Genomic DNA, 17,733 nt, shown 5'->3' with positions numbered 1-17,733 from the left:
GCGCATGAGCTATCATATCTCACTCAATCGCCTGCGGCTTCTGACGGCAGCCGCGATGGTCACGGTCGCCGGTCTTTCGTCGGCCACGGCGGCCGAACTGATCGTCGCCCGCTCCGTCGACGCCGACAATCTGGATGGCTACAAGACCAGCAACACCCAATCGCTTCAGATCACCAACCTGATTTACGACACGCTGCTCACCATGGACAAGGATGGCTCCATCCATCCGGGGCTTGCAAGCGAATGGTCGGTGTCGGACGATGGGAAGACCTACGCCTTCACCATCCGGGACGGCGTGACGTGCCATGACGGCAGCACCTTCGATGCGGCCGCCGCCAAGGCGAGCCTCGACCGGGCGCTCGATCCGGCGACCGTCAACCCCAGTCTTTCCGCCTGGGGACCGATCACCGGCAGCGCCGCCGAAGGCAATGTCCTCACGGTCACGCTTTCCGAGCCCTATGGCCCGTTCACATCCTTCCTGACGAGCATCCAGGCGCCGTTCATGTGCCCGTCCTCCTTCGCCGAGGCGCAATTCAAGCCGATCGGGACCGGGCCGTTCAAACTGGCGAGCTGGATGCGCAACGACAGCATCGTCCTCGAAGCCAATGGGGATTACCACAACACCAATCCGCTTATCGACAATCCCGGCAAGCCGCATCTCGACAAGCTGACCTTCAAGGTCATCCCCGAAGCCGTCGCCCGCATGGCGGCCCTGCGTTCGGGCGAAGCCGATCTCGTGGAGCCCTCGCTGGAGGAAGCGACAGACCTGAAGGACGATGAAAACTTCAAGGTCTATGCCGCCGAGCTGTCCGGCCAGCAGGTGCTTGCAGCCTTCACCTGGAAGATCAAGCCGCTCGACAATCCGGATATCCGCAAGGCGATCGGCATGGCGATGAACCGCGACGCCTATGCATCGATCGCTTTCGAGGGCCTCGTCAACACCGCCAATTGCCCGGTTGCGCCGAATCTGTTCTCGACGGATGAGGACCTGTGCGCCAGCTGGGGCGTGACCTACGATCCGGAAGGCGCAAAGGCCCTGATGGAAGCCGCAGGCTATACGGCCGACAATCCGCTGAAGGTGAAGCTGCTCGTGCACAAGCTGCCGGGCTGGGACCAGATGCACCAGATCATGCAGCAGGACCTGCTGGCGATCAACGTGCAGGCGGAGATCGAGACGCGCGAGGTCGCGGCCTTCTTCGACCATATGTCCGTGGTCAACGAAAAGACGGATGGCGAACCCGCCGTCTGGACCATGGGCATGTCCGGCGTCGATCCCGATTATCTCTATTTTCTCTGGAAGCGCCCCGGCTTCGTCAACATGGGCCTCAACGAAGACCTCGACGCCTTGCTTGAAGAGCAGCGCAGGCTTTCGGGCGACGCCCGGGCGGCCAAAATCCATGAGGCCGAGAAGTATCTCATGGAAAATGCCTATGCTATCCCGCTTCTGTCGCCCGGCTGGGGCTGGCTGATGGCATCCGGCGCCAAGGTCGACGGCTTCAAGATGGGCTTCATGGTCTCTCTGCTCTTCAACGACGTCACCGTCGCGGAGTGAATGCAACTCCCGCTCCGCCGGAAGGTGGAGCGGGATTTCTGGGAAAATCGGCTCCTGATGCTGTTCTTGATCTTGAAAAGGGCGCTGGTCGCCTTTCTGACCGTCCTCGTGGTGATCGTCCTTTCGGGCGTGCTGATCCATGTCGTGCCGGGCGATCCGGTCACCGCCATGATGGCGCAGTCGGTGACGGCGACGCCGGAGGCGATGGCGGAAATGCGCGCGCGCCTCGGCCTCGACCTTCCCGTCTGGCAACAGGTGGGGCTCTACGCCTGGCATGTCCTGCAAGGCGATCTCGGCACCAGCATCCGCAGCAGCGAATCCGTCGCTCAACTGCTGCTCCAGCGCCTGCCCAACACCTTTTCGCTGGCCGTGTCCGGTCTGGTGATCGCGCTTGCGATCGGCATTCCGCTCGGCTTCCTGGCGGCCGTCAACCGCGGCCGGCTGGCCGATACCGCCGTCATGGTCATCGCGGTGCTCGGCGTATCGATCCCGGCCTTCTGGCTCGGGCTGATCCTGATGCAGGTCTTCTCGCTCAAGCTCGGCTGGCTTCCCGTCGCCGGCTCCGGCTGGCGCAACATCATCCTTCCGGCCTTCACGCTCGGGCTCACCTATTGCGCGCTCGTCGCCCGCATGACGCGGTCCGCGCTCATCGAAGTGCTGGCGGAGGACTATATCCGCACGGCGCGCGCCCGCGGCCTTCGCGAACGGCAGGTGCTTCTCGTGCATGCGCTCCGGCCGGCGCTCATCAGCATCGTCACGGTCGTCGGTCTCGTCTTCGCTTATCTGCTCGGAGGACAGGTCATCATCGAAAACGTCTTTTCATGGAACGGCATCGGCCGTCTTGCGGTACAGGCCATGCTGGAACGGGACTATCCCATGATCCAGGGTTTCATTGTCGTCTTCGCCACGTCCGTGGTCATCGTCTCGATGCTGATCGACATCCTCTACGGTTTCCTCGATCCGCGCATGAGGCAGAAATGACCAGCACGACCGTAACCGCCGCTACACTGCGTTCCCTGCCGTTCACCGTCATCCTTGGAACGGGGCTGGCGCTCCTCATCATCGCGGCTGCGCTGCTGGCGCCCTATCTGGCGCCCTTCGATCCGATGCGGATGGCAGCGGGGCCGCGGCTGGCCGCCCCGTCGGCGGCACATCTTTTCGGAACCGACGAATTCGGCCGCGATCTCCTGAGCCGTGTCCTGATGGGCGGCCGCCTGTCGCTCGGCATCGGTGTCGCCGCGGTCGTCAGCGGCCTTGCCATCGGCGGCCTGCTCGGCCTGCTGGCGGCCTTTTCCGGCCGCCTCGTCCAGGCCGTGCTGCTGCGCGTCATTGACGTGCTCTATTCGTTTCCCGATACGCTGATTGCGCTTGCGCTGGTGGCGTTCCTCGGACCGGGCATCGAGAATGCCACACTGGCGATCGCCATCAGCCTCGTGCCGTTCTATGCCCGCGTCACCTATGGCCTTGCCGCCGCCGAACGCGCCAAGCCCTATATCGAAGCCGCACAGCTGGCGGGCGTCCGCCCCGGACGGCTGGTGCGCGTGCATGTGATGCCGAACATCGGCCAGAGCCTGATCGTCATGGGCACGCTCGGCTTTTCCTCGGCGATCCTTTCGGCCGCCGGCCTCTCGTTTCTCGGTCTCGGCGTGCAGCCGCCGTCGCCGGAATGGGGCGCGATCCTTGCGTCAGGCCGCAACTACATCACCAAGGCGCCGTGGATCCTTCTCTTCCCGGGGGTTGCGATCTGCCTCACGGTCCTGTCCTTCAACCTTATCGGCGACAGTCTGCGCGACCTTGTCGATCCCCGTAGAAAGGGTCGCCCATGAGCAGCCCCTATCTCAGCGTTCGCGACCTTTCCATTTCCTTCGGAAGCGGCGAATTCCGCGCGGTGCGCAACGTCAGCTTCGATCTTGCAAGGGGTGAAATCCTTGCGCTGGTCGGGGAATCCGGTAGCGGCAAGAGCCTGACGTCGCTTTCCGTCATGCGGCTCCTGCCCGAAGCGGCTCGCATGACCGGGCGTATCGAGATCGAGGGCAGGGACATCGCGGTTCTGCCGCCCCGGCAAATGGAGGACGTTCGCGGCGCGAAGATCGGAATGATCTTTCAGGAGCCGATGACGTCGCTCAATCCGGTGCTGACGATCGCCCGCCAGATGACGGAAGGTCTCATCCGCCACAACGGCCTCTCCCGCCGGGAGGCGCTTGCGGCCGCAGCGACCTGTCTGGAGGACGTGGGCTTTGCGGAGCCGGACCGGGTGCTGCGGCAATATCCGCATCAGTTGTCCGGCGGGATGCGGCAGCGCGTGATGATCGCCGCGGCGCTGGCCCTCAAGCCCGGTATTCTCATCGCCGATGAACCGACGACGGCCCTCGATGTGACCGTGCAGGCGCAGGTGCTCGACCTTCTGGTCGACCTGAAGTCGAGATACGGATCCGGCATCCTGCTGATTACCCATGATATCGGCGTCGTTGCGGAAACGGCCGACCGCGTCGCGGTCATGCGCGGGGGCCAGATCCTCGAAACCGGAACGGTGGACGAGGTTCTGGGCGCACCCACGCACGAATACACCCGGGCGCTGCTCGCATCGCATCTGACCGTGGAGAAGAGCCTGCGCCTGCGGAAGGATGAAACCGGGGTAGCCACATCATGACGTCGACCGCCATCCTCGAAGTCCGGGACATCCGGAAGACGTTCACAGCGAGCGGACGCACGGTTCATGCGCTGAACGGCGTTTCCCTCAGCCTCGAAAAGGGCGAAACGCTGGGGATCATCGGCGAAAGCGGCTCGGGCAAGTCCACGCTGGGCCGCATCGCCGTTGGCCTCGATACGGCAACCAGCGGCAGCCTCCTCGTCGAGGGCGAGCGTCTCGACGTTCTTTCGCCGTCGCTTCGCCGCGAGAAGCTGCGCAAATGCCAGATGATCTTCCAGGATCCCTATTCCTCGCTTAATCCGCGCCTGACCGTCGGACGGCAGATCGGCGAGGGACTGTTTGCGTCGGGCGTTTCCGACTGGCGGGAGATCAGGGGCACGGTCGCCGACCTTCTGGAGAGGGTCGGCCTGAAACGGGAATTCGCCGAGCGTTATCCGCATGAATTTTCCGGCGGCCAGCGCCAGCGCATCGCCATTGCCCGCGCTCTTGCGCCCGGTCCCGAGATCGTCGTCGCGGACGAGCCCGTGTCGGCGCTCGACGTCAGCATCCAGGCGCAGATCCTCGATCTGCTTGCCGAGATCGGGCGGGAAAGCCTCCTGTCCTATCTCTTCATTTCCCATGACATGGCGGTTGTCGCCCGGCTGTGCGACCGTATCGCCGTCATGCATCGGGGGCGCGTGGTGGAAAGCGGGCCGGTCGCCGCGGTCATCGAGAATCCTCAGCATCCCTATACGCGCAACCTGCTGGATGCGGTTCCGCGGTTCGGTCGCCGGCGTGCCGGCGGAAAGCCAACGCCCGTCGAATTGCCGAGACATGAGGATGGCGATGCCTTCGTCGCTGTTTCGGAGGGGCATCTCGTGTTGCAGGCCGGCGGTTTGCGCGCGGCGAAAACGGTGTGAGATCCTGACGGATCGGCAACAGAATGATCGAACGGCAGGACAAAGGAGCAAGTCCCATGGTGACGGCGGATCTCGTCAAGAAGGCTGTCGCGTGGCGGCGCCATCTCCATTCCATTCCGGAACTGGCGTATGAGGAGCACGAGACCTCCGCCTTCGTCGCGGGGCTGCTGGTCGAATTCGGGCTGTCGGTGGAGACGGGATATGCCGGAACCGGCGTTGTCGGTTCCTTGAAAAAGGGCGTTTCGGAGCGCGCTATCGGCCTGCGCGCCGACATGGATGCGCTGCCGATCCTGGAGCGTGCGGAAATCGCCTATCGCTCCACGAAACCCGGCCGGATGCATGCCTGCGGCCACGATGGGCATATGGCCATGCTGCTGGCCGCCGCCGCCATGGCGCACAGCCTCGATTTCGACGGCACGGTTCGCTTCATCTTCCAGCCGGCCGAGGAGAATGAGGGCGGCGGCCGGCGCATGGTCGAGGAAGGCCTCTTCCGCAAGCTTCCGGTGGACATGGTGTTCGGCCTGCACAACTGGCCGCAGTTGCCCGTCGGGGCGTTCGTTGCCGGCGACGGGCCGATCATGGCCGCATTTTCCACATTCGACATCGAAATCACGGGAAAGGGCGCCCATGGCGCCATGCCGCATGAAGGCGTCGATCCGATCGTTGCGGGCTGCGCCGTCGTGTCGGCGCTGCAAAGCGTGGTGAGCCGCAACGTCTCGCCTCTCGACACGGCGGTGCTCTCCGTTACCCAGATTCACGCCGGCGACGCCTATAATGTCATTCCGGATCGCATCGTCATCCGGGGGACCGGACGGTGGTTTTCCGAAGAGGCGGGCGACAGTCTGGAGACGCGGTTGCGGAAGATCGCCCGCGACGTCGCGCAGGCCCACGATTGCCTGTGCGAGGTGCGCTATCAGCGCCGCTATCCCGCAACCGTCAACGATGCGGCGGCGGCCTCCCGGGCGCGGGCGGCGGCCGGTTATGCCGGGCTTGTCGTCCAGCCGTCATTGCCGAGCATGGCCTCCGAAGACTTCGCTTTCATGCTGGGCGCCGCCCCGGGCGCATACGGCTGGCTCGGAAGCGCCAAGGAAGACGAAAATCCCGGCCTCCATTCGCCCCATTTCGATTTCAACGACGCGGTCATCGAAAACGGCGTCAGATATTGGACGGGCCTTATCGACACCTGTCTGGCGCGGCCAACCGCCGGGGCGTGACGCTGCCGGATTGCCGCTTCAGAAGCGCAATCGTAGGGAAGCCTCCAGATTGGCGCGAAATACGTCATCGATCCTGTAGGGATTGATCGAGGTCACGCCGAGATTGCCGCTTCTCGTGTCGCCCGTTTCGAATCCATTGCTGTAGCTTGCCGTCGCATTGAGGCCCAGGATGGTATTCTGTGTGAGGTTGTGGTGGATTCCGGCGCCGATCTGCGCTGCGGGGCTGATCCGGGTGTGATCGGCCACATTGGCAAGGTACAGCCCGGACCCCTTGTCTGTTTCCACCACGCTGGACAGTGTGTTGACGGAGAATCCGAGCCCCGCGCTGGCCCTGAAGACGGTCGTGTCGGAAAGAGCGAAATCGTAGGCGAGGTTTCCCATCACCTCATGGCTGGTGGCGGTGCCCTTGAAGCCCGAGGAAATGCCGAACACCGGGAAATCCACATCCCAGCCGATGCCACCTCTGATGTGGTTATAGCTGACGAAGACAGACAGCGGAGAGGTGAACCTGTAGCCGGCATGCCCGCCAAAGCCCGCCGTTCCTCTGAATTTCACATTATCGACCACCCCGCCGCCGGCGAAGGGTGCTCCGCCATCGGTTGTGCTCGAGGAGCCGAACGCCTTTCCGCCGCTTGCGGCCAGCCCCGCGAAAAAGCCGCTATCGTCGGCAGATGCCGTTGCAGGCAACAGAAATCCGATGGTCGCTGTACAAACCCACAGCCTGAAAGACATGCCGCGCTCCTCATAGGTCAAGCCTTTCATGGTCATGCCCGACTATGGTTAACAAAGGCCTGCGCGCTGCCGTTGAGCCGCCAGCCGGTCGCGCTCGGGAAAAACGATGGCCGCTTCGGCTTCCCTGAGGGTCCGTTTTGCAAGGGTCGTGTAAATCGCCGCGTACCGATTTCCGCTCGACCGCACCAACCGGCTGTTTTTATGCTGGCCGGTGTGATTATAATCGCCGGCAGGATCATGCGGCGCCATTCCGCAGACAACCCCACGGGGCAAGCCAGAATTGAACCAGTCTCTTTCTTCCGCTACGCAGCCGCGCACCTATCTGGCGGTTCTTGTCGTTCTTGCGCTGACGCATCTGCTCAATGATCTGATCCAGTCGCTCATTCCGGCGGTCTATCCGATCATCAAGGATGCCTATGCGCTCGATTTCGTGCAGATCGGGATCATCACGTTCACATTCCAGATCGCCGGCTCGCTGTTGCAGCCGGTCATCGGCTATGTCACCGACCGGCGGCCGATGCCCTATTCGACCATCGTCGGAATGACGTTCACGCTCGTCGGCCTGGCCAGTCTCGGCTTCGCGTCAAGTTACGAGTTCATCCTCGTCTCCGTGGCTTTGATCGGCATCGGTTCGGCGATCTTCCACCCGGAGGCGACCCGCATGGCGCGCCATGCCTCCGGCGGCCGGCAGGGACTTGCCCAGGGGATCTTCCAGGTCGGTGGCCAGGCGGGCGGTGCGCTCGGCCCGCTGCTCGCGGCCTTCATCATCGTGCCGCATGGCCAGACGAGCCTTGCCTGGTTCACGCTGGCGGCGCTGCTCGCCATGGTCCTGATGACCTGGACGGCGGGCCAGCAGGCGGTGATCGCCAGGCATATCGCCGCCCTGAAGGCTTCTCTTTCCGAAAGTGCCGCGAAAACCCGGCGGCATTCCAAGGCGACCGTCCTGTTCGGATTGACCATCCTGACATTGCTGATGTTCTCGAAAATCGCCTACACCGAGAGCTTCCGGTCGTTTTATACCTTCTACCTGATCGAGCGGTTCGGGGTTTCGATCCCGACGTCCCAGATCATGCTCTTCGTCTTCCTCGTGGCGCAAGCCGTCGGAGTGCTGATCGGAGGCATCGCCGGCGACCGGATCGGCCGTTACCGCATCATCTGGATATCGGTGCTCGGCCCGCTGCCGTTCACTCTCCTGCTGCCCTATGCGGATTTCTTCTGGACCGGCGTGCTGACGGTGACGATCAGCCTGATCATCGCGAGCGCCTTTGCCTCGATCCTGATCTACGCCATCGAACTGATGCCGGAGCGGATCGGGCTGATCGGCGGGCTGTTCTACGGCCTCAATTTCGGGCTTGCGGGAATTGCAGCGGCCATTCTCGGCGGGCTCGCCGACAGCATCGGCATTGAAAATGTCTACTGGTTGTGCGCGTTCCTGCCGCTGGCGGGTCTTCTGACCTGGTTTCTGCCGCGCATAGAAGACGGCCCCGCCGCTAGACCTCCTCCCGCAACAGATGGCGAGCGACATGAAGTCCCCTGAAACCCACCGTCTACGCCGTGCCTCGCCGTTCCGGCGATCCCGGCTTCGCAATTTTGGCCTGCACGATGACCGTTGATGAGACGATGCTCTCGCCGGAGGATATTGCGCGCTTCGGCTCCGACCCGTCCGGCCTCTTTCGCGCCAATCTGGCTTCGGTCGAGGAGCGCATCGCGCGCGCCTGCGCGCGGGCCGGTCGTGAGCGTGATTCGGTCCGGCTGCTGCCGATCACCAAGACGGTGCCGGCCCATATCCTGCGTCATGCCCATGCGGTCGGCATAACCTCGTTTGGCGAAAACAAGATCCAGGAGGCGATGACCAAGCGTGAGGCGCTGAACGATCTCGCGATCGACTGGAACATCGTCGGGCACCTCCAGACCAACAAGGTCAAATATCTCACCCGTTTCGCCCGCGAATTCCATGCGCTCGACAGCCTGAAGCTTGCCGGGCTTCTCAATACGCGACTGGACCGCGAGGATCGTTTTCTCGACGTCTATGTGCAGGTCAATACCTCCGGGGAGGAAAGCAAGTTCGGCCTGCATCCCGACGCGCTCCTGCCCTTCGTCGATATGCTCACCCGGTTTCCGCGGCTGCGGCCGCGCGGACTGATGACGCTGGCCCTGTTTTCTTCCGATATGGCGAGGGTGCGGCCATGTTTCGTGCGGCTCCGCCGCTTGCGCGATCAGGCGGTCAGGCTTCATCCGGGACTGTCCGGCCTCTCCATGGGCATGACCGGCGACTTCGAGGAGGCAATCGAGGAAGGCGCGACCGTCGTGCGGGTCGGACAGGCGATCTTCGGCAAGCGTCCGACATCCGATGATTTTTACTGGCCGGGTGCGGGTGGCAAACCATGATCGATGTGATCTCGATCCAGAGTCAGGTCGTCTACGGCCATGTCGGCAACAGCGCCGCCGTCTTCCCGATGCAGGCCAATGGCCTGGACGTGGCCGCCGTGCCGACGGCGCTTTTGTCCAACCATCCACATTACCCCACCATGCATGGCCGGATTCTGGAGCCCGAATTGGTCGAAGGGCTGTTGCGCGGGATCGAGGAACGCGGGGTCATTGAAACCGCAAGGGTCATCGTGACAGGTTATCTCGGTTCTGTGGCGAATGCTGCGGTTGTCGCGGACTTCGTCGAACGGGCCAGGAAGCGGAATCCGGCGCTGATCTATGTCTGCGATCCGGTCATGGGCGACGACGATCTCGGCGTCTTCGTCGACGAAGGATTGATCGGGATCTTCCGCGACCGGCTGACGCCGATGGCCTCTGTCATCACGCCCAATCAGTTCGAACTCGAATTGCTGGCCGGAAAGAAAGCGCGTTCGGTCGAAGGGCTGGACGAAGCCATGCACGTCCTTGCCGGACGCGGCAGCGGAGCGGCAGCCGTCACCGGTTGCGTGCTTGACGATACGCCGGCCGGATCGGTCGAGACGGTGGCATGGACGCCCGGGCATCTTGCCCGTGCAGCGGTTGCCCGCCTTCCCATCCGCCCCTGCGGCACGGGAGATCTTTTCACCGCCCTGCTGATTGCAAGGCTTCTGAACGGTCTCGGATTGCAGGAGGCGAGCGCTGCGGCGACGCAGGAGATACGGGCGGTGCTTGCGCGCACCCATGCAGTCGATGCGCAGGAAATGCGGATTGTCGGCTTTCCCTTCGCTCCGGCAACGGGAGTGGTTTCCTCATGACGTTTCTGAGCGGGCTGTCCGCATTCCCGATCACCCCCGCCGACGATGCCGGCCGGGTCGATACCGCGGCCCTGCGCGGTCTGGTGCGCCGGCTCGTCTCGGCACGGGTGGATTCCATCGGCCTCCTGGGCAGCACGGGCATCTATATGTATCTGACCCGCGAAGAACGGCGACGGGCAATCGAGGCTGCGCAGGAAGAGGCCGCGGGCGCTATGCCGGTCATCGTCGGAGTGGGTGCGCTCAGAACCGACGACGCCATAAAACTCGCACAGGACGCCAGGGGTATCGGGGCGGCCGCCGGCCTGTTGTCGCCGGTCTCCTATACGCCGCTGAGCGACGAAGAGGTCTTCGAGCATTTCTCGGTCGTTACGCGTGAAAGCAGCCTGCCCATCATCATCTATGACAATCCGGGTACGACGCATTTCCGTTTCACGCCGGAACTGGTCGCCAGACTTGCCAGAGTCCCCGGCATCGCCGGCATCAAGAACCCTGCCGATGAGCCTGCAAGGACGGCGCAGCATCTGTCCGTGCAGCGGGCCGCCGTTCCGGCCGGCTTCTCCATCGGCTACAGCGCCGACTGGAACTGCACCGAGGCGATGCTTATGGGCGCGCATACGTGGTACAGCGTTCTCGGTGGGCTGTTTCCAAAAGCCTGCTTGCGGATCGTGCGCGCTGCACAGCGCGGCGAAACCGATGCGGCCCGTCGCCTCGACGATGAACTGGCGCCGATCTGGGATCTGTTCAAACGGTATTCGAGCCTGAGAACGATCTATGCCCTGATCGATATGCTGGATATCTGCCGGATAAATCCTCCCCGCCCCATCCTTGCGCTGTCTGAGGCGGCCCGTAAGGAGATCGCGGCTGTTCTGACGCGAATGCCCGGGCTTGAATAATGCGTTCAATGCGGCCGCAGGCCGAATGGATCAGTGATTTCCGGCAATAGCCTGAACACCTTTGCATTTGCCGAAGCGCGCACGAGCAGGAAACGGGGAGAAGTGAGCAACGCCTCCTCTATGGCTTCGATCTGTCCCGGCCGCATATTGCCACTGGCATCGAGATAGACTTTCTGGCTGCGGGTCAGGATCACATAAGCGTCGCTCCAGCGCGGATCGCCCATCCAGCGGGCGAGAACGCCATCGGGGTCGGCTGCGATCCGGTCCTTCGTATCGGTGCTTTCTTCGGAAAGCGGCAGATAGGAAAAATTCTCGTAGTTCATGAACTGGGAGGGATAGCTTCGGGCCCCTTCGATCAGCAGGGAGCCGGGCGGGGCAGTCGAATAGAGCCATTCGGCCGTCGCCACCTCGTCCGGCGTGAACCGGTATTCCCGATCCTTGCCGTTGTTGGCGAAGAGAAAGCCGACCGCCGACAGGAAGCAGGCGATCGCAAGAAGCGGCAGGACAACGGCGGGGCGGCCGTTTTTCGGGGAAGGGAAGAAGATCGCCGCGGCGAAGAACGCCAGGAACGGCGACGTAAAGAGATAGACGCGAAAGACCGCTTCCCCGCCATAGGCTACCGCCATCAACGGGGCAGGCACGATGAACAGGGAAAAGGCCGTCAGGTCCCAGAAGCCTGCAAGCAGGCGCCGGAGTCCGCCGCAAAGCGCGACAAGGACGATGGATGCCGACAATATGCGCCCGATCAGCACCACCCATGCGCGATCCGGGCTGACGACGGCGGTGCGGGCAAGCTTGGCGGTCGCCTCCGATAGCGCTCCGATCGCCGACAATTCATTCTGGATCTGCTCGTAGACGAAGGGGGCTGCACCCCACAGCAGCCACAGCAACTCCGCGACAAGGGCGAAGATAAGGTAGCCCGGCGCAAGCCAGCCGAGCGCGGTGAGTGCCGCGGCCGCGAGAATGACGACCAGCGGCGTCAACTGATGCGTGACGACGATGGCGAGGATGATCGCCAGCGCCAGCACGGCGGCGAACACCCGCGTGATGGCTGCGCTTCGGCCAATCCGTAGCCCGGCCGTCCCGGCGGCGGGGATGATCCGGTTCAGGAAGGCGGGCCGCCTTGCCGACCAGGGGATGTCGACCCGGCGCAGCGGGCCGAGGAACAGGGCGAGCAGGGCGAGATAACCCAGGAAAGTGAAGCCCTGTGGTGAGAAATAATCCTGTCCGATCCAGTTGGCGACGATGAAGAGCCAGCCGGCCGTGAACAGGTGCCGCCGGTCGCTTGTGAATTGCCGCATCAGCAGCAGAAAGACCGCCAGAAGCAGGAGCGTCAGCACGAAGGGCGTATATTGGACGACGGCGGCGATATCCGTCGCGCGCGCGCCGGCATGTTTGCCGATCCAGGCCGTGACGACGAAGAGCCCGGGCCAGTTGTGATAGGCCGCAAGGAACGGCGCTGTGGGGTCCACCGCACCGTGACGCTGGATGTAATCGACGATGCCGAGATGCTTCCAGGCCCAGGAATAACGCAGGATCCCATAGACGAGGGGCGGCGTCGCATGAAGGATGCCGACGAGCGCCACGAGATAGAGACAGGGCAGAACGCCGGTCGCGCGCCCATAGCTCATCTGCCAGGCGAAGCCTGCGCAGATCAGCGCCAGCGACAGATAGAAAAGCGGCGGCAGAACGGAAACCAGACCGAGATCTGTCATCCGGTCGGGATCGATCGCTGGAAGGGCGCTGCTCCATGCAAGCAGGGCAACGCAAAGGCCCGCGAGCAAGACGCCACTTTCCCATCGCGTCCGGCGCCGCGATACGGGGTCGATCTTCGAAGGAGCGATATGGTCGCGACCGGAGGACAGGCCCTCGTACATGTCTTACCCCTTGCTCGCACGGTTGGCGGAGATGCAATGCGCGGGCCCGGTTTGTGGCGCGCGCCGGTGGCTTTTCCGCGTCCTGTACCAGCGTATTGCGATAGCTTGCGGCCGGCTGTCGAGGCGCTCGCCATACCACGCCAGTACGAGATCGAGATTGATCGCGATCCAGAGTGTCTTCTCCGTGAAGCCTCCGGCCTTGCCGAGGTTGGTGACGACATGCCGCCACCACGCGAGCCCGCAGAGAGCTCGGATGACGCCGGCGTCCATGACGCCGCCATATGCCCCCTTCATCGCCTCCTGCAGCGGCCGCATTGCTTGCTCCTCCTCCGGCGACAGCCTCGGGTCCTCCAGCATCCGCCGTACGACAAACCCCAGTTCCTCGCCGCTGCGCATCGCCCGCGCGGTCAGCAGCAGGAACATTGCGTCGATCGCCGGTGGCGCATCGGGCGAGGCGGCCTCCCAGTCGATTATGGCGGCCAGCCGCACCTTCGGTTCCCTTGTGTCGGCGGTGTCTGCGGCAAAAAGCAGATTGCCGGGGAAAAGGTCGCCGTGGCCGAGCCCGAGGCGCAGGGTGCGGCCGGCCCAGAAGCGCCGCTGCCGATCGTAAAAGACGGCAAGCGCTTCGGTGCGGGCGGTGCGGTCCAGCAGGAGAAAGCGGGCTCCGCCGGCGTCGTCCATGCCTCGACCAATCCATCGCTGAAGCCAGCTTTCATCGATGGTCCGCAAGGTGGCGGTGCGCGCATGCATGTCGCCTGCCGTCTCGATCGCGCGTTGAAGCCCCTGAAAATGCCGTTTGGGATCGGCCAGAAATGCCCGCCCGTCCTCGCCGGGCCAGGCTTTCTCGGCAAGGCTGAGGCCGGAGCCGTCACGGGCGGCGGCGACGATCCGTGAAAGCGGGACCGGAAGGCCGGTAAGTGTGGGGTTTTCCGCCAGCGCCCGGCTGTGACGCATGTGCCGGGCGAGGGCCGCGCTTCCTTCCGGCGAGGTCGCGGTCTTGAAAATCAGGCGGGCCTTGTTTCCGGCGAGCCGGAAGATGCCGGTCCGTACATCGCTTTCGCGGGGAAACTCCCGAACGCTTCCCGGTTCGGCAGCGCCAAGCCCGGTCGTCGTGCAGAAACCGGCGATCTCTGTTTCGAGCGGCGGCAGGGCGGCGTCATGACGGGGCGCAAGATTGCCGCGAAGGCGCGCCAGCGCCGACAGGACATGCAAGGCAAGTTCGATCCGGCCGGAGCGGCCGAGCCGGAGTGACAGATCGACCAGCAGGCCCGTTGCGACGAAGCAATGGGCGACAAGCCAGGCAACCGCCATGCCGGTCGCGCCATGCGAGGCGACGAGAGGCGTGCCCAGACCGAGCACGATAGCCAGCGTCGTCACCTGCGCGACGGCGACGGCCTCCGTCCGCCCGGTCGCCCGGGCGACTGCGAGGATGAGCGTGACGAGGCTCCACGGCAGGCAGGAAAGGGCCAGCACGCGCAGCAAGGCAGGGCTCGCCTCGGAATACTGCGCGCCGAGAAGCATCAGCAGCAGGGGTGCGCCGATGAGCAGGATCAGCACCAGGCCGACCAGCGGCGCCATGGTATAGAGGAGGGCCTCGATGGCCAGCCGATGTAGCTTGGCACGATCGAAAGCGGCTTCGGCGAGCAGGGAAATGCCCATCGACCGGCTGATGAGATAGGCGCCATAGGCGATCTCCCAGCAGATGTAGTAGATGGCGAGACTTGCCGCGCCGCCCTGATGCAATACGACGAGCGGCGCAACGCCCATCGCCACCATGGAAGCAAGGGTGCCGGCATAATCCCAGCCGAAGAAATGCGCCATGGCGCGGCGGCCGGGCAGGCTGCCTTCTGCACCGGAGCGGTGCCGCGGCAGGAAGCGGAAGAAGATCAGCCAGTTGATTGCGGCCAGCAGGAGCGGAAGCGGCAGAATCCAGGCCGCGTAAAGGCCCGAACCCAAGAGGGACGAACCGGCAAACACGGCGAGTAACGCGAGCTTGGCCGCCGAATAGAACATGTTTTCGAGCGGCACCACCGTCGCCCTGCGCAGGCCGGCCAGCACGCTGTCCTGTAGCGCGAAAATTGTCCAGGCCATTGTCGCGACGATGAAAGCGGCGGCCGAGAGCGGCTTTTCCCGCAGGAAGTCGAGTTCAGCCACGAAATACGCAATGAAGATGACAGTGACGGTCGAGAAGATCGCGGCCGCGGTGGCCGCGAGGGCGTAGGCGGTCAGCACCAGCCGCAGGGCGCTCGCCCCCGCGGAGGGCAGGTAGCGATTGAGGAGATTTCCGAGATTGAGCTGCGCGATATTGCCGATCGTCAGCATGGTGGAAATCAGCGCCGCCCCGACCCCTACCTGTTCAGCGCTGTAAAAACGTGCCGCCAATCCCCAGAAGAAGAGGCCGAGCACCGATGTGAGGCCGGCGCTGGCAATCAGCGCATAGCCGTTGCGCAGCAGCGAAGAGTTCTCCGCGGCCAGCGTATTGTTCCATATCCGGCGGAGGAATGACGGCGGTCCGGCGGCGGCTTCCTGTCTGCGCGGCGTCATTGTCGATCGTCCCGCTGCCAGATGCGGATATAGTCGATGAGATATTCGGCGGGAAACGTTGTTTCCGTCGATGGCGCGCCGGGCCATTCTCCCCCGACGGCCAGATTGATGAGAACATACATGTCCTCGGCGGAAATAGTTGCGGCCTCGGCATGACGCCAGACCTCCTTGCCGTCGAGATACCAGACGATGCTGTCCGGATCCCAGGTAAGACTGTAGACACGCCAGTCCCGGGTCAGATCCTCCGTCTCGACGTCCTTGCCGATACTGAGTTTCTCGCCGAGGCCGTCGCGGTAGTGATAATGCATGCGAAGGGTCGTCGCCGTGTCGCCCAGGACCTCCATGATGTCGATCTCCGGTCGCGACTCCCGGGTTTCAGGCAGCAGCCAGATCGCCGACCACAGGCCCTTGCCGGCCGGCGCCTTCGCCCTGACCTCGATATGGCCGTAGCGGAACCGGACGCGGGAGGGCCGTGGCAGTTCCTCGTAGTCGCGGCCGGTGGTGACCATGCCGGACGTATAGTCGAATATACGGCCTTCGAAGCCGGTGACCGGTTGCGGCCTTGCGGTAAGACGCAGCATCCCGTCGGCAAGCGAGACGTTTTCCGGCCGATACCATTGTAGTTCGTTGTTGCCGAGATTGGTGCAGCCGTCCTTGTTCCACCAGTAGCATGTCGTCCATTTTTCCCGGTCGAGATCCGGTTCGTCGAACTCGTCGGCAAAAAGCAGCCGCCAGGAGCCATCCTCCGCGAGGGGAAGGGGATCGGCCGCCAGGACTTGAAGTGGCGGAGCGATCAGTGACAGTACGGCCGTTGCAACGGCCGCTGGCCAGTTAGGATGCATCACGGAACCCCAGAATGCGTTTGACGGCGCTGCGAGCGAAATCGTCGACCCGGGCGAGCGGGACCCGTTCGTAACGATATTCCGCGTAGGTGACGGGGACGGCTCCGAAACGGGATTTGAACTGGGCAAGCGAGGTGGAATTTCCCGTCTCTCCCATATGGTAATGGGTGCTGCCCTGACGACAGGCCTCTTCGATGGCGGTTGCCTGAAGCAGGTATGCGGCGCGGCTTTCACCGGCGATCGCTTCGTCGATCGCCCCCCGCGTATAGTGCGCCTGCCGCCCCGCCAGCACGAGGATTGCCGCGACCGGCTGCCGGTCGACACGGGCGACATAGAGCCGGAACCGTTCGCCCAGACGATCCGCCATGATCGCGAATTTCGATCGGGGGTCCCGCCGCCGGCCGCGGATGCGCGCAAGAACGACAGGCTCATGCTGCTTGCGTGCCCAACGGGCGAAGGAAAGCTCCAGCAGGCCCCGAAATTCGTCGATCAGGTGGCTGGCGTTGCCGGACTCGATCTCCACGCCGTATTTCTCGGCGCGGCGGATATTGGTTCCGGCATTGGAGCGAAACCGGCGGCGCACGGCATCGACGCCGCCTGAAAGGTCGACGACATGGGCCAGCCGGGCGATAGGGTCCCAGCCGGGCCTTGCGGCGGCGGCCCATAGATCGGCGGCAAGCGGATTAGGCCGGATCTTGATGCCGAGATAGGGCAATGTCTCGAGATGGGCGAGGATGGTTGCAAGCTTCTCCGGCGTGAGCGCGCCGCCGGCGAGCACGCCACCGAAGCCCCATGCCGGTGGCGGCGACCAGGCGTAACGCAAAGGCCCGAGACCTTTCGTGAACAGGGGAAGCAGCGCGGTGTCGTTTGCGTCGAACTCGTAGGCCTGCGGGCTGGCGTGAAAACCGCCGGCCTCGGCCACGGCTTTCGCCCAGTCGGGTGACTGGCTCGCCACGGACGAGGGGTCGTTGCGATGAAGATCACGCCAGATCGCGTCGATCGCCGACCCGTCGTCACCCGGGGGCGCGGCAAGGGCTTGTGTATAGGCTAATGTCGTATCCGGGGTCATGCAGCCGATCCAGTGTTTTTGTTTCTTGGTCAGGCATGAGGAGTCCCTGCATTCATAAGACGAATTGAAAGAAATTGAAATGCCATGTTTGAATTTTTGGAATAAGGATTAATATGCATTCATGTGGCGATATGGATATTATGTTATCTGTGGAAATATATTGTATATCTTATAGATATGTTATGTATAGTATATAATATATTAAAATCACACTGATGATTAATTATTGATTATTTTAGT

Annotated in this window: 15 protein-coding genes; 10 read left to right on the top strand and 5 right to left on the bottom strand. The window is 63.4% G+C overall.

From position 1 onward, the window contains the following. The first annotated feature begins 4 nt into the window (after positions 1 to 4). Genes KYK29_RS08700 through KYK29_RS08675 form a run of 6 tightly spaced genes read left to right on the top strand, consistent with a single transcriptional unit; the run spans position 5 to position 6,315 of the window. Positions 5 to 1,552 (top strand): ABC transporter substrate-binding protein, encoded by a 1,548-nt coding sequence (locus KYK29_RS08700; RefSeq protein ID WP_254690490.1) that lies wholly within the window; start codon positions 5 to 7, stop codon positions 1,550 to 1,552. Next, positions 1,553 to 2,533 carry an ABC transporter permease gene (locus KYK29_RS08695; protein ID WP_254690489.1) on the top strand — a complete coding sequence of 327 codons (981 nt, stop codon included), beginning with the start codon at positions 1,553 to 1,555 and terminating at the stop codon, positions 2,531 to 2,533. After that, the gene (locus tag KYK29_RS08690) at positions 2,530 to 3,378 is read left to right on the top strand and encodes an ABC transporter permease (RefSeq protein ID WP_254690488.1); all 849 of its coding nucleotides are present in this window, start codon (positions 2,530 to 2,532) and stop codon (positions 3,376 to 3,378) included. Before KYK29_RS08695 ends, KYK29_RS08690 begins: the two co-directional genes overlap by 4 nt. After that, positions 3,375 to 4,202 carry an ATP-binding cassette domain-containing protein gene (locus tag KYK29_RS08685; RefSeq protein ID WP_254690487.1) on the top strand — a complete coding sequence of 276 codons (828 nt, stop codon included), beginning with the start codon at positions 3,375 to 3,377 and terminating at the stop codon, positions 4,200 to 4,202. The genes KYK29_RS08690 and KYK29_RS08685 overlap by 4 nt, the downstream gene beginning before the upstream one ends. Beyond that, entirely contained in the window at positions 4,199 to 5,101 is a 903-nt protein-coding gene (locus KYK29_RS08680) for an ABC transporter ATP-binding protein (protein ID WP_254690486.1), read from the top strand. Before KYK29_RS08685 ends, KYK29_RS08680 begins: the two co-directional genes overlap by 4 nt. Before the next feature lie 56 nt (positions 5,102 to 5,157). After that, complete coding sequence (locus tag KYK29_RS08675; RefSeq protein WP_254690485.1) at positions 5,158 to 6,315, top strand: amidohydrolase; 1,158 nt, start codon at positions 5,158 to 5,160, stop codon at positions 6,313 to 6,315. An 18-nt stretch (positions 6,316 to 6,333) separates the two neighbouring features. Here KYK29_RS08675 and KYK29_RS08670 read toward each other — a convergent pair whose 3' ends face one another. Further along, positions 6,334 to 7,083 (bottom strand): putative outer membrane beta-barrel protein, encoded by a 750-nt coding sequence (locus KYK29_RS08670; RefSeq protein WP_254690484.1) that lies wholly within the window; start codon positions 7,081 to 7,083, stop codon positions 6,334 to 6,336. A gap of 244 nt (positions 7,084 to 7,327) precedes the next feature. Between KYK29_RS08670 and KYK29_RS08665 the strand changes: the two genes are divergently transcribed. The 4 genes from KYK29_RS08665 (at position 7,328) to KYK29_RS08650 (ending at position 11,161) form a co-directional block, all read left to right on the top strand. Continuing rightward, positions 7,328 to 8,584 carry an MFS transporter gene (locus KYK29_RS08665; RefSeq protein WP_254690483.1) on the top strand — a complete coding sequence of 419 codons (1,257 nt, stop codon included), beginning with the start codon at positions 7,328 to 7,330 and terminating at the stop codon, positions 8,582 to 8,584. 65 nt (positions 8,585 to 8,649) lie between these two features. Then, on the top strand, positions 8,650 to 9,435 hold the full coding sequence (locus KYK29_RS08660; protein ID WP_254690482.1) for a YggS family pyridoxal phosphate-dependent enzyme: 786 nt from the start codon (positions 8,650 to 8,652) through the stop codon (positions 9,433 to 9,435). Continuing rightward, positions 9,432 to 10,268, top strand: a complete 837-nt coding sequence (gene pdxY / locus KYK29_RS08655) for a pyridoxal kinase (RefSeq protein WP_254690481.1) — start codon at positions 9,432 to 9,434, stop codon at positions 10,266 to 10,268. Before KYK29_RS08660 ends, pdxY begins: the two co-directional genes overlap by 4 nt. Continuing rightward, a complete protein-coding gene (locus tag KYK29_RS08650; RefSeq protein WP_254690480.1) occupies positions 10,265 to 11,161 on the top strand; it encodes a dihydrodipicolinate synthase family protein in 897 nt (298 codons plus the stop codon). Before pdxY ends, KYK29_RS08650 begins: the two co-directional genes overlap by 4 nt. A 5-nt stretch (positions 11,162 to 11,166) precedes the next feature. Here KYK29_RS08650 and KYK29_RS08645 read toward each other — a convergent pair whose 3' ends face one another. From KYK29_RS08645 to KYK29_RS08630, 4 genes are read right to left on the bottom strand one after another with little or no spacing between them, the layout of a single operon-like run. After that, positions 11,167 to 13,038: a hypothetical protein gene (locus KYK29_RS08645; RefSeq protein ID WP_254690479.1), complete on the bottom strand. Its 1,872-nt coding sequence runs from the start codon at positions 13,036 to 13,038 to the stop codon at positions 11,167 to 11,169. Between the two features lie 3 nt (positions 13,039 to 13,041). After that, on the bottom strand, positions 13,042 to 15,582 hold the full coding sequence (locus KYK29_RS08640) for a phosphotransferase (RefSeq protein WP_254690478.1): 2,541 nt from the start codon (positions 15,580 to 15,582) through the stop codon (positions 13,042 to 13,044). Then, positions 15,579 to 16,424 carry a glycoside hydrolase family 16 protein gene (locus tag KYK29_RS08635; protein WP_254690477.1) on the bottom strand — a complete coding sequence of 282 codons (846 nt, stop codon included), beginning with the start codon at positions 16,422 to 16,424 and terminating at the stop codon, positions 15,579 to 15,581. Before KYK29_RS08635 ends, KYK29_RS08640 begins: the two co-directional genes overlap by 4 nt. Then, on the bottom strand, positions 16,414 to 17,493 hold the full coding sequence (locus tag KYK29_RS08630; protein WP_254690476.1) for a GNAT family N-acetyltransferase: 1,080 nt from the start codon (positions 17,491 to 17,493) through the stop codon (positions 16,414 to 16,416). Before KYK29_RS08630 ends, KYK29_RS08635 begins: the two co-directional genes overlap by 11 nt. Positions 17,494 to 17,733 lie beyond the last annotated feature (240 nt).

Source organism: Shinella daejeonensis, assembly GCF_024281235.1.
Taxonomy (GTDB): Bacteria; Pseudomonadota; Alphaproteobacteria; order Rhizobiales; family Rhizobiaceae; genus Shinella; species Shinella daejeonensis.
This window is presented reverse-complemented; position numbering and strand designations above follow the sequence as displayed.

Bases quoted from the DNA above. Each gene is read 5' to 3' on its own strand.
- KYK29_RS08700 (WP_254690490.1), top strand. From the start codon at position 5: ATGAGCTATCATATCTCACTCAATCGCCTGCGGCTTCTGACGGCAGCC.
- KYK29_RS08695 (WP_254690489.1), top strand. From the start codon at position 1,553: ATGCAACTCCCGCTCCGCCGGAAGGTGGAGCGGGATTTCTGGGAAAAT.
- KYK29_RS08690 (WP_254690488.1), top strand. From the start codon at position 2,530: ATGACCAGCACGACCGTAACCGCCGCTACACTGCGTTCCCTGCCGTTC.
- KYK29_RS08685 (WP_254690487.1), top strand. From the start codon at position 3,375: ATGAGCAGCCCCTATCTCAGCGTTCGCGACCTTTCCATTTCCTTCGGA.
- KYK29_RS08680 (WP_254690486.1), top strand. From the start codon at position 4,199: ATGACGTCGACCGCCATCCTCGAAGTCCGGGACATCCGGAAGACGTTC.
- KYK29_RS08675 (WP_254690485.1), top strand. From the start codon at position 5,158: ATGGTGACGGCGGATCTCGTCAAGAAGGCTGTCGCGTGGCGGCGCCAT.
- KYK29_RS08670 (WP_254690484.1), bottom strand. From the start codon at position 7,083: ATGACCATGAAAGGCTTGACCTATGAGGAGCGCGGCATGTCTTTCAGG.
- KYK29_RS08660 (WP_254690482.1), top strand. From the start codon at position 8,650: ATGACCGTTGATGAGACGATGCTCTCGCCGGAGGATATTGCGCGCTTC.
- pdxY (WP_254690481.1), top strand. From the start codon at position 9,432: ATGATCGATGTGATCTCGATCCAGAGTCAGGTCGTCTACGGCCATGTC.
- KYK29_RS08650 (WP_254690480.1), top strand. From the start codon at position 10,265: ATGACGTTTCTGAGCGGGCTGTCCGCATTCCCGATCACCCCCGCCGAC.
- KYK29_RS08645 (WP_254690479.1), bottom strand. From the start codon at position 13,038: ATGTACGAGGGCCTGTCCTCCGGTCGCGACCATATCGCTCCTTCGAAG.
- KYK29_RS08640 (WP_254690478.1), bottom strand. From the start codon at position 15,582: ATGACGCCGCGCAGACAGGAAGCCGCCGCCGGACCGCCGTCATTCCTC.
- KYK29_RS08635 (WP_254690477.1), bottom strand. From the start codon at position 16,424: ATGCATCCTAACTGGCCAGCGGCCGTTGCAACGGCCGTACTGTCACTG.
- KYK29_RS08630 (WP_254690476.1), bottom strand. From the start codon at position 17,493: ATGACCCCGGATACGACATTAGCCTATACACAAGCCCTTGCCGCGCCC.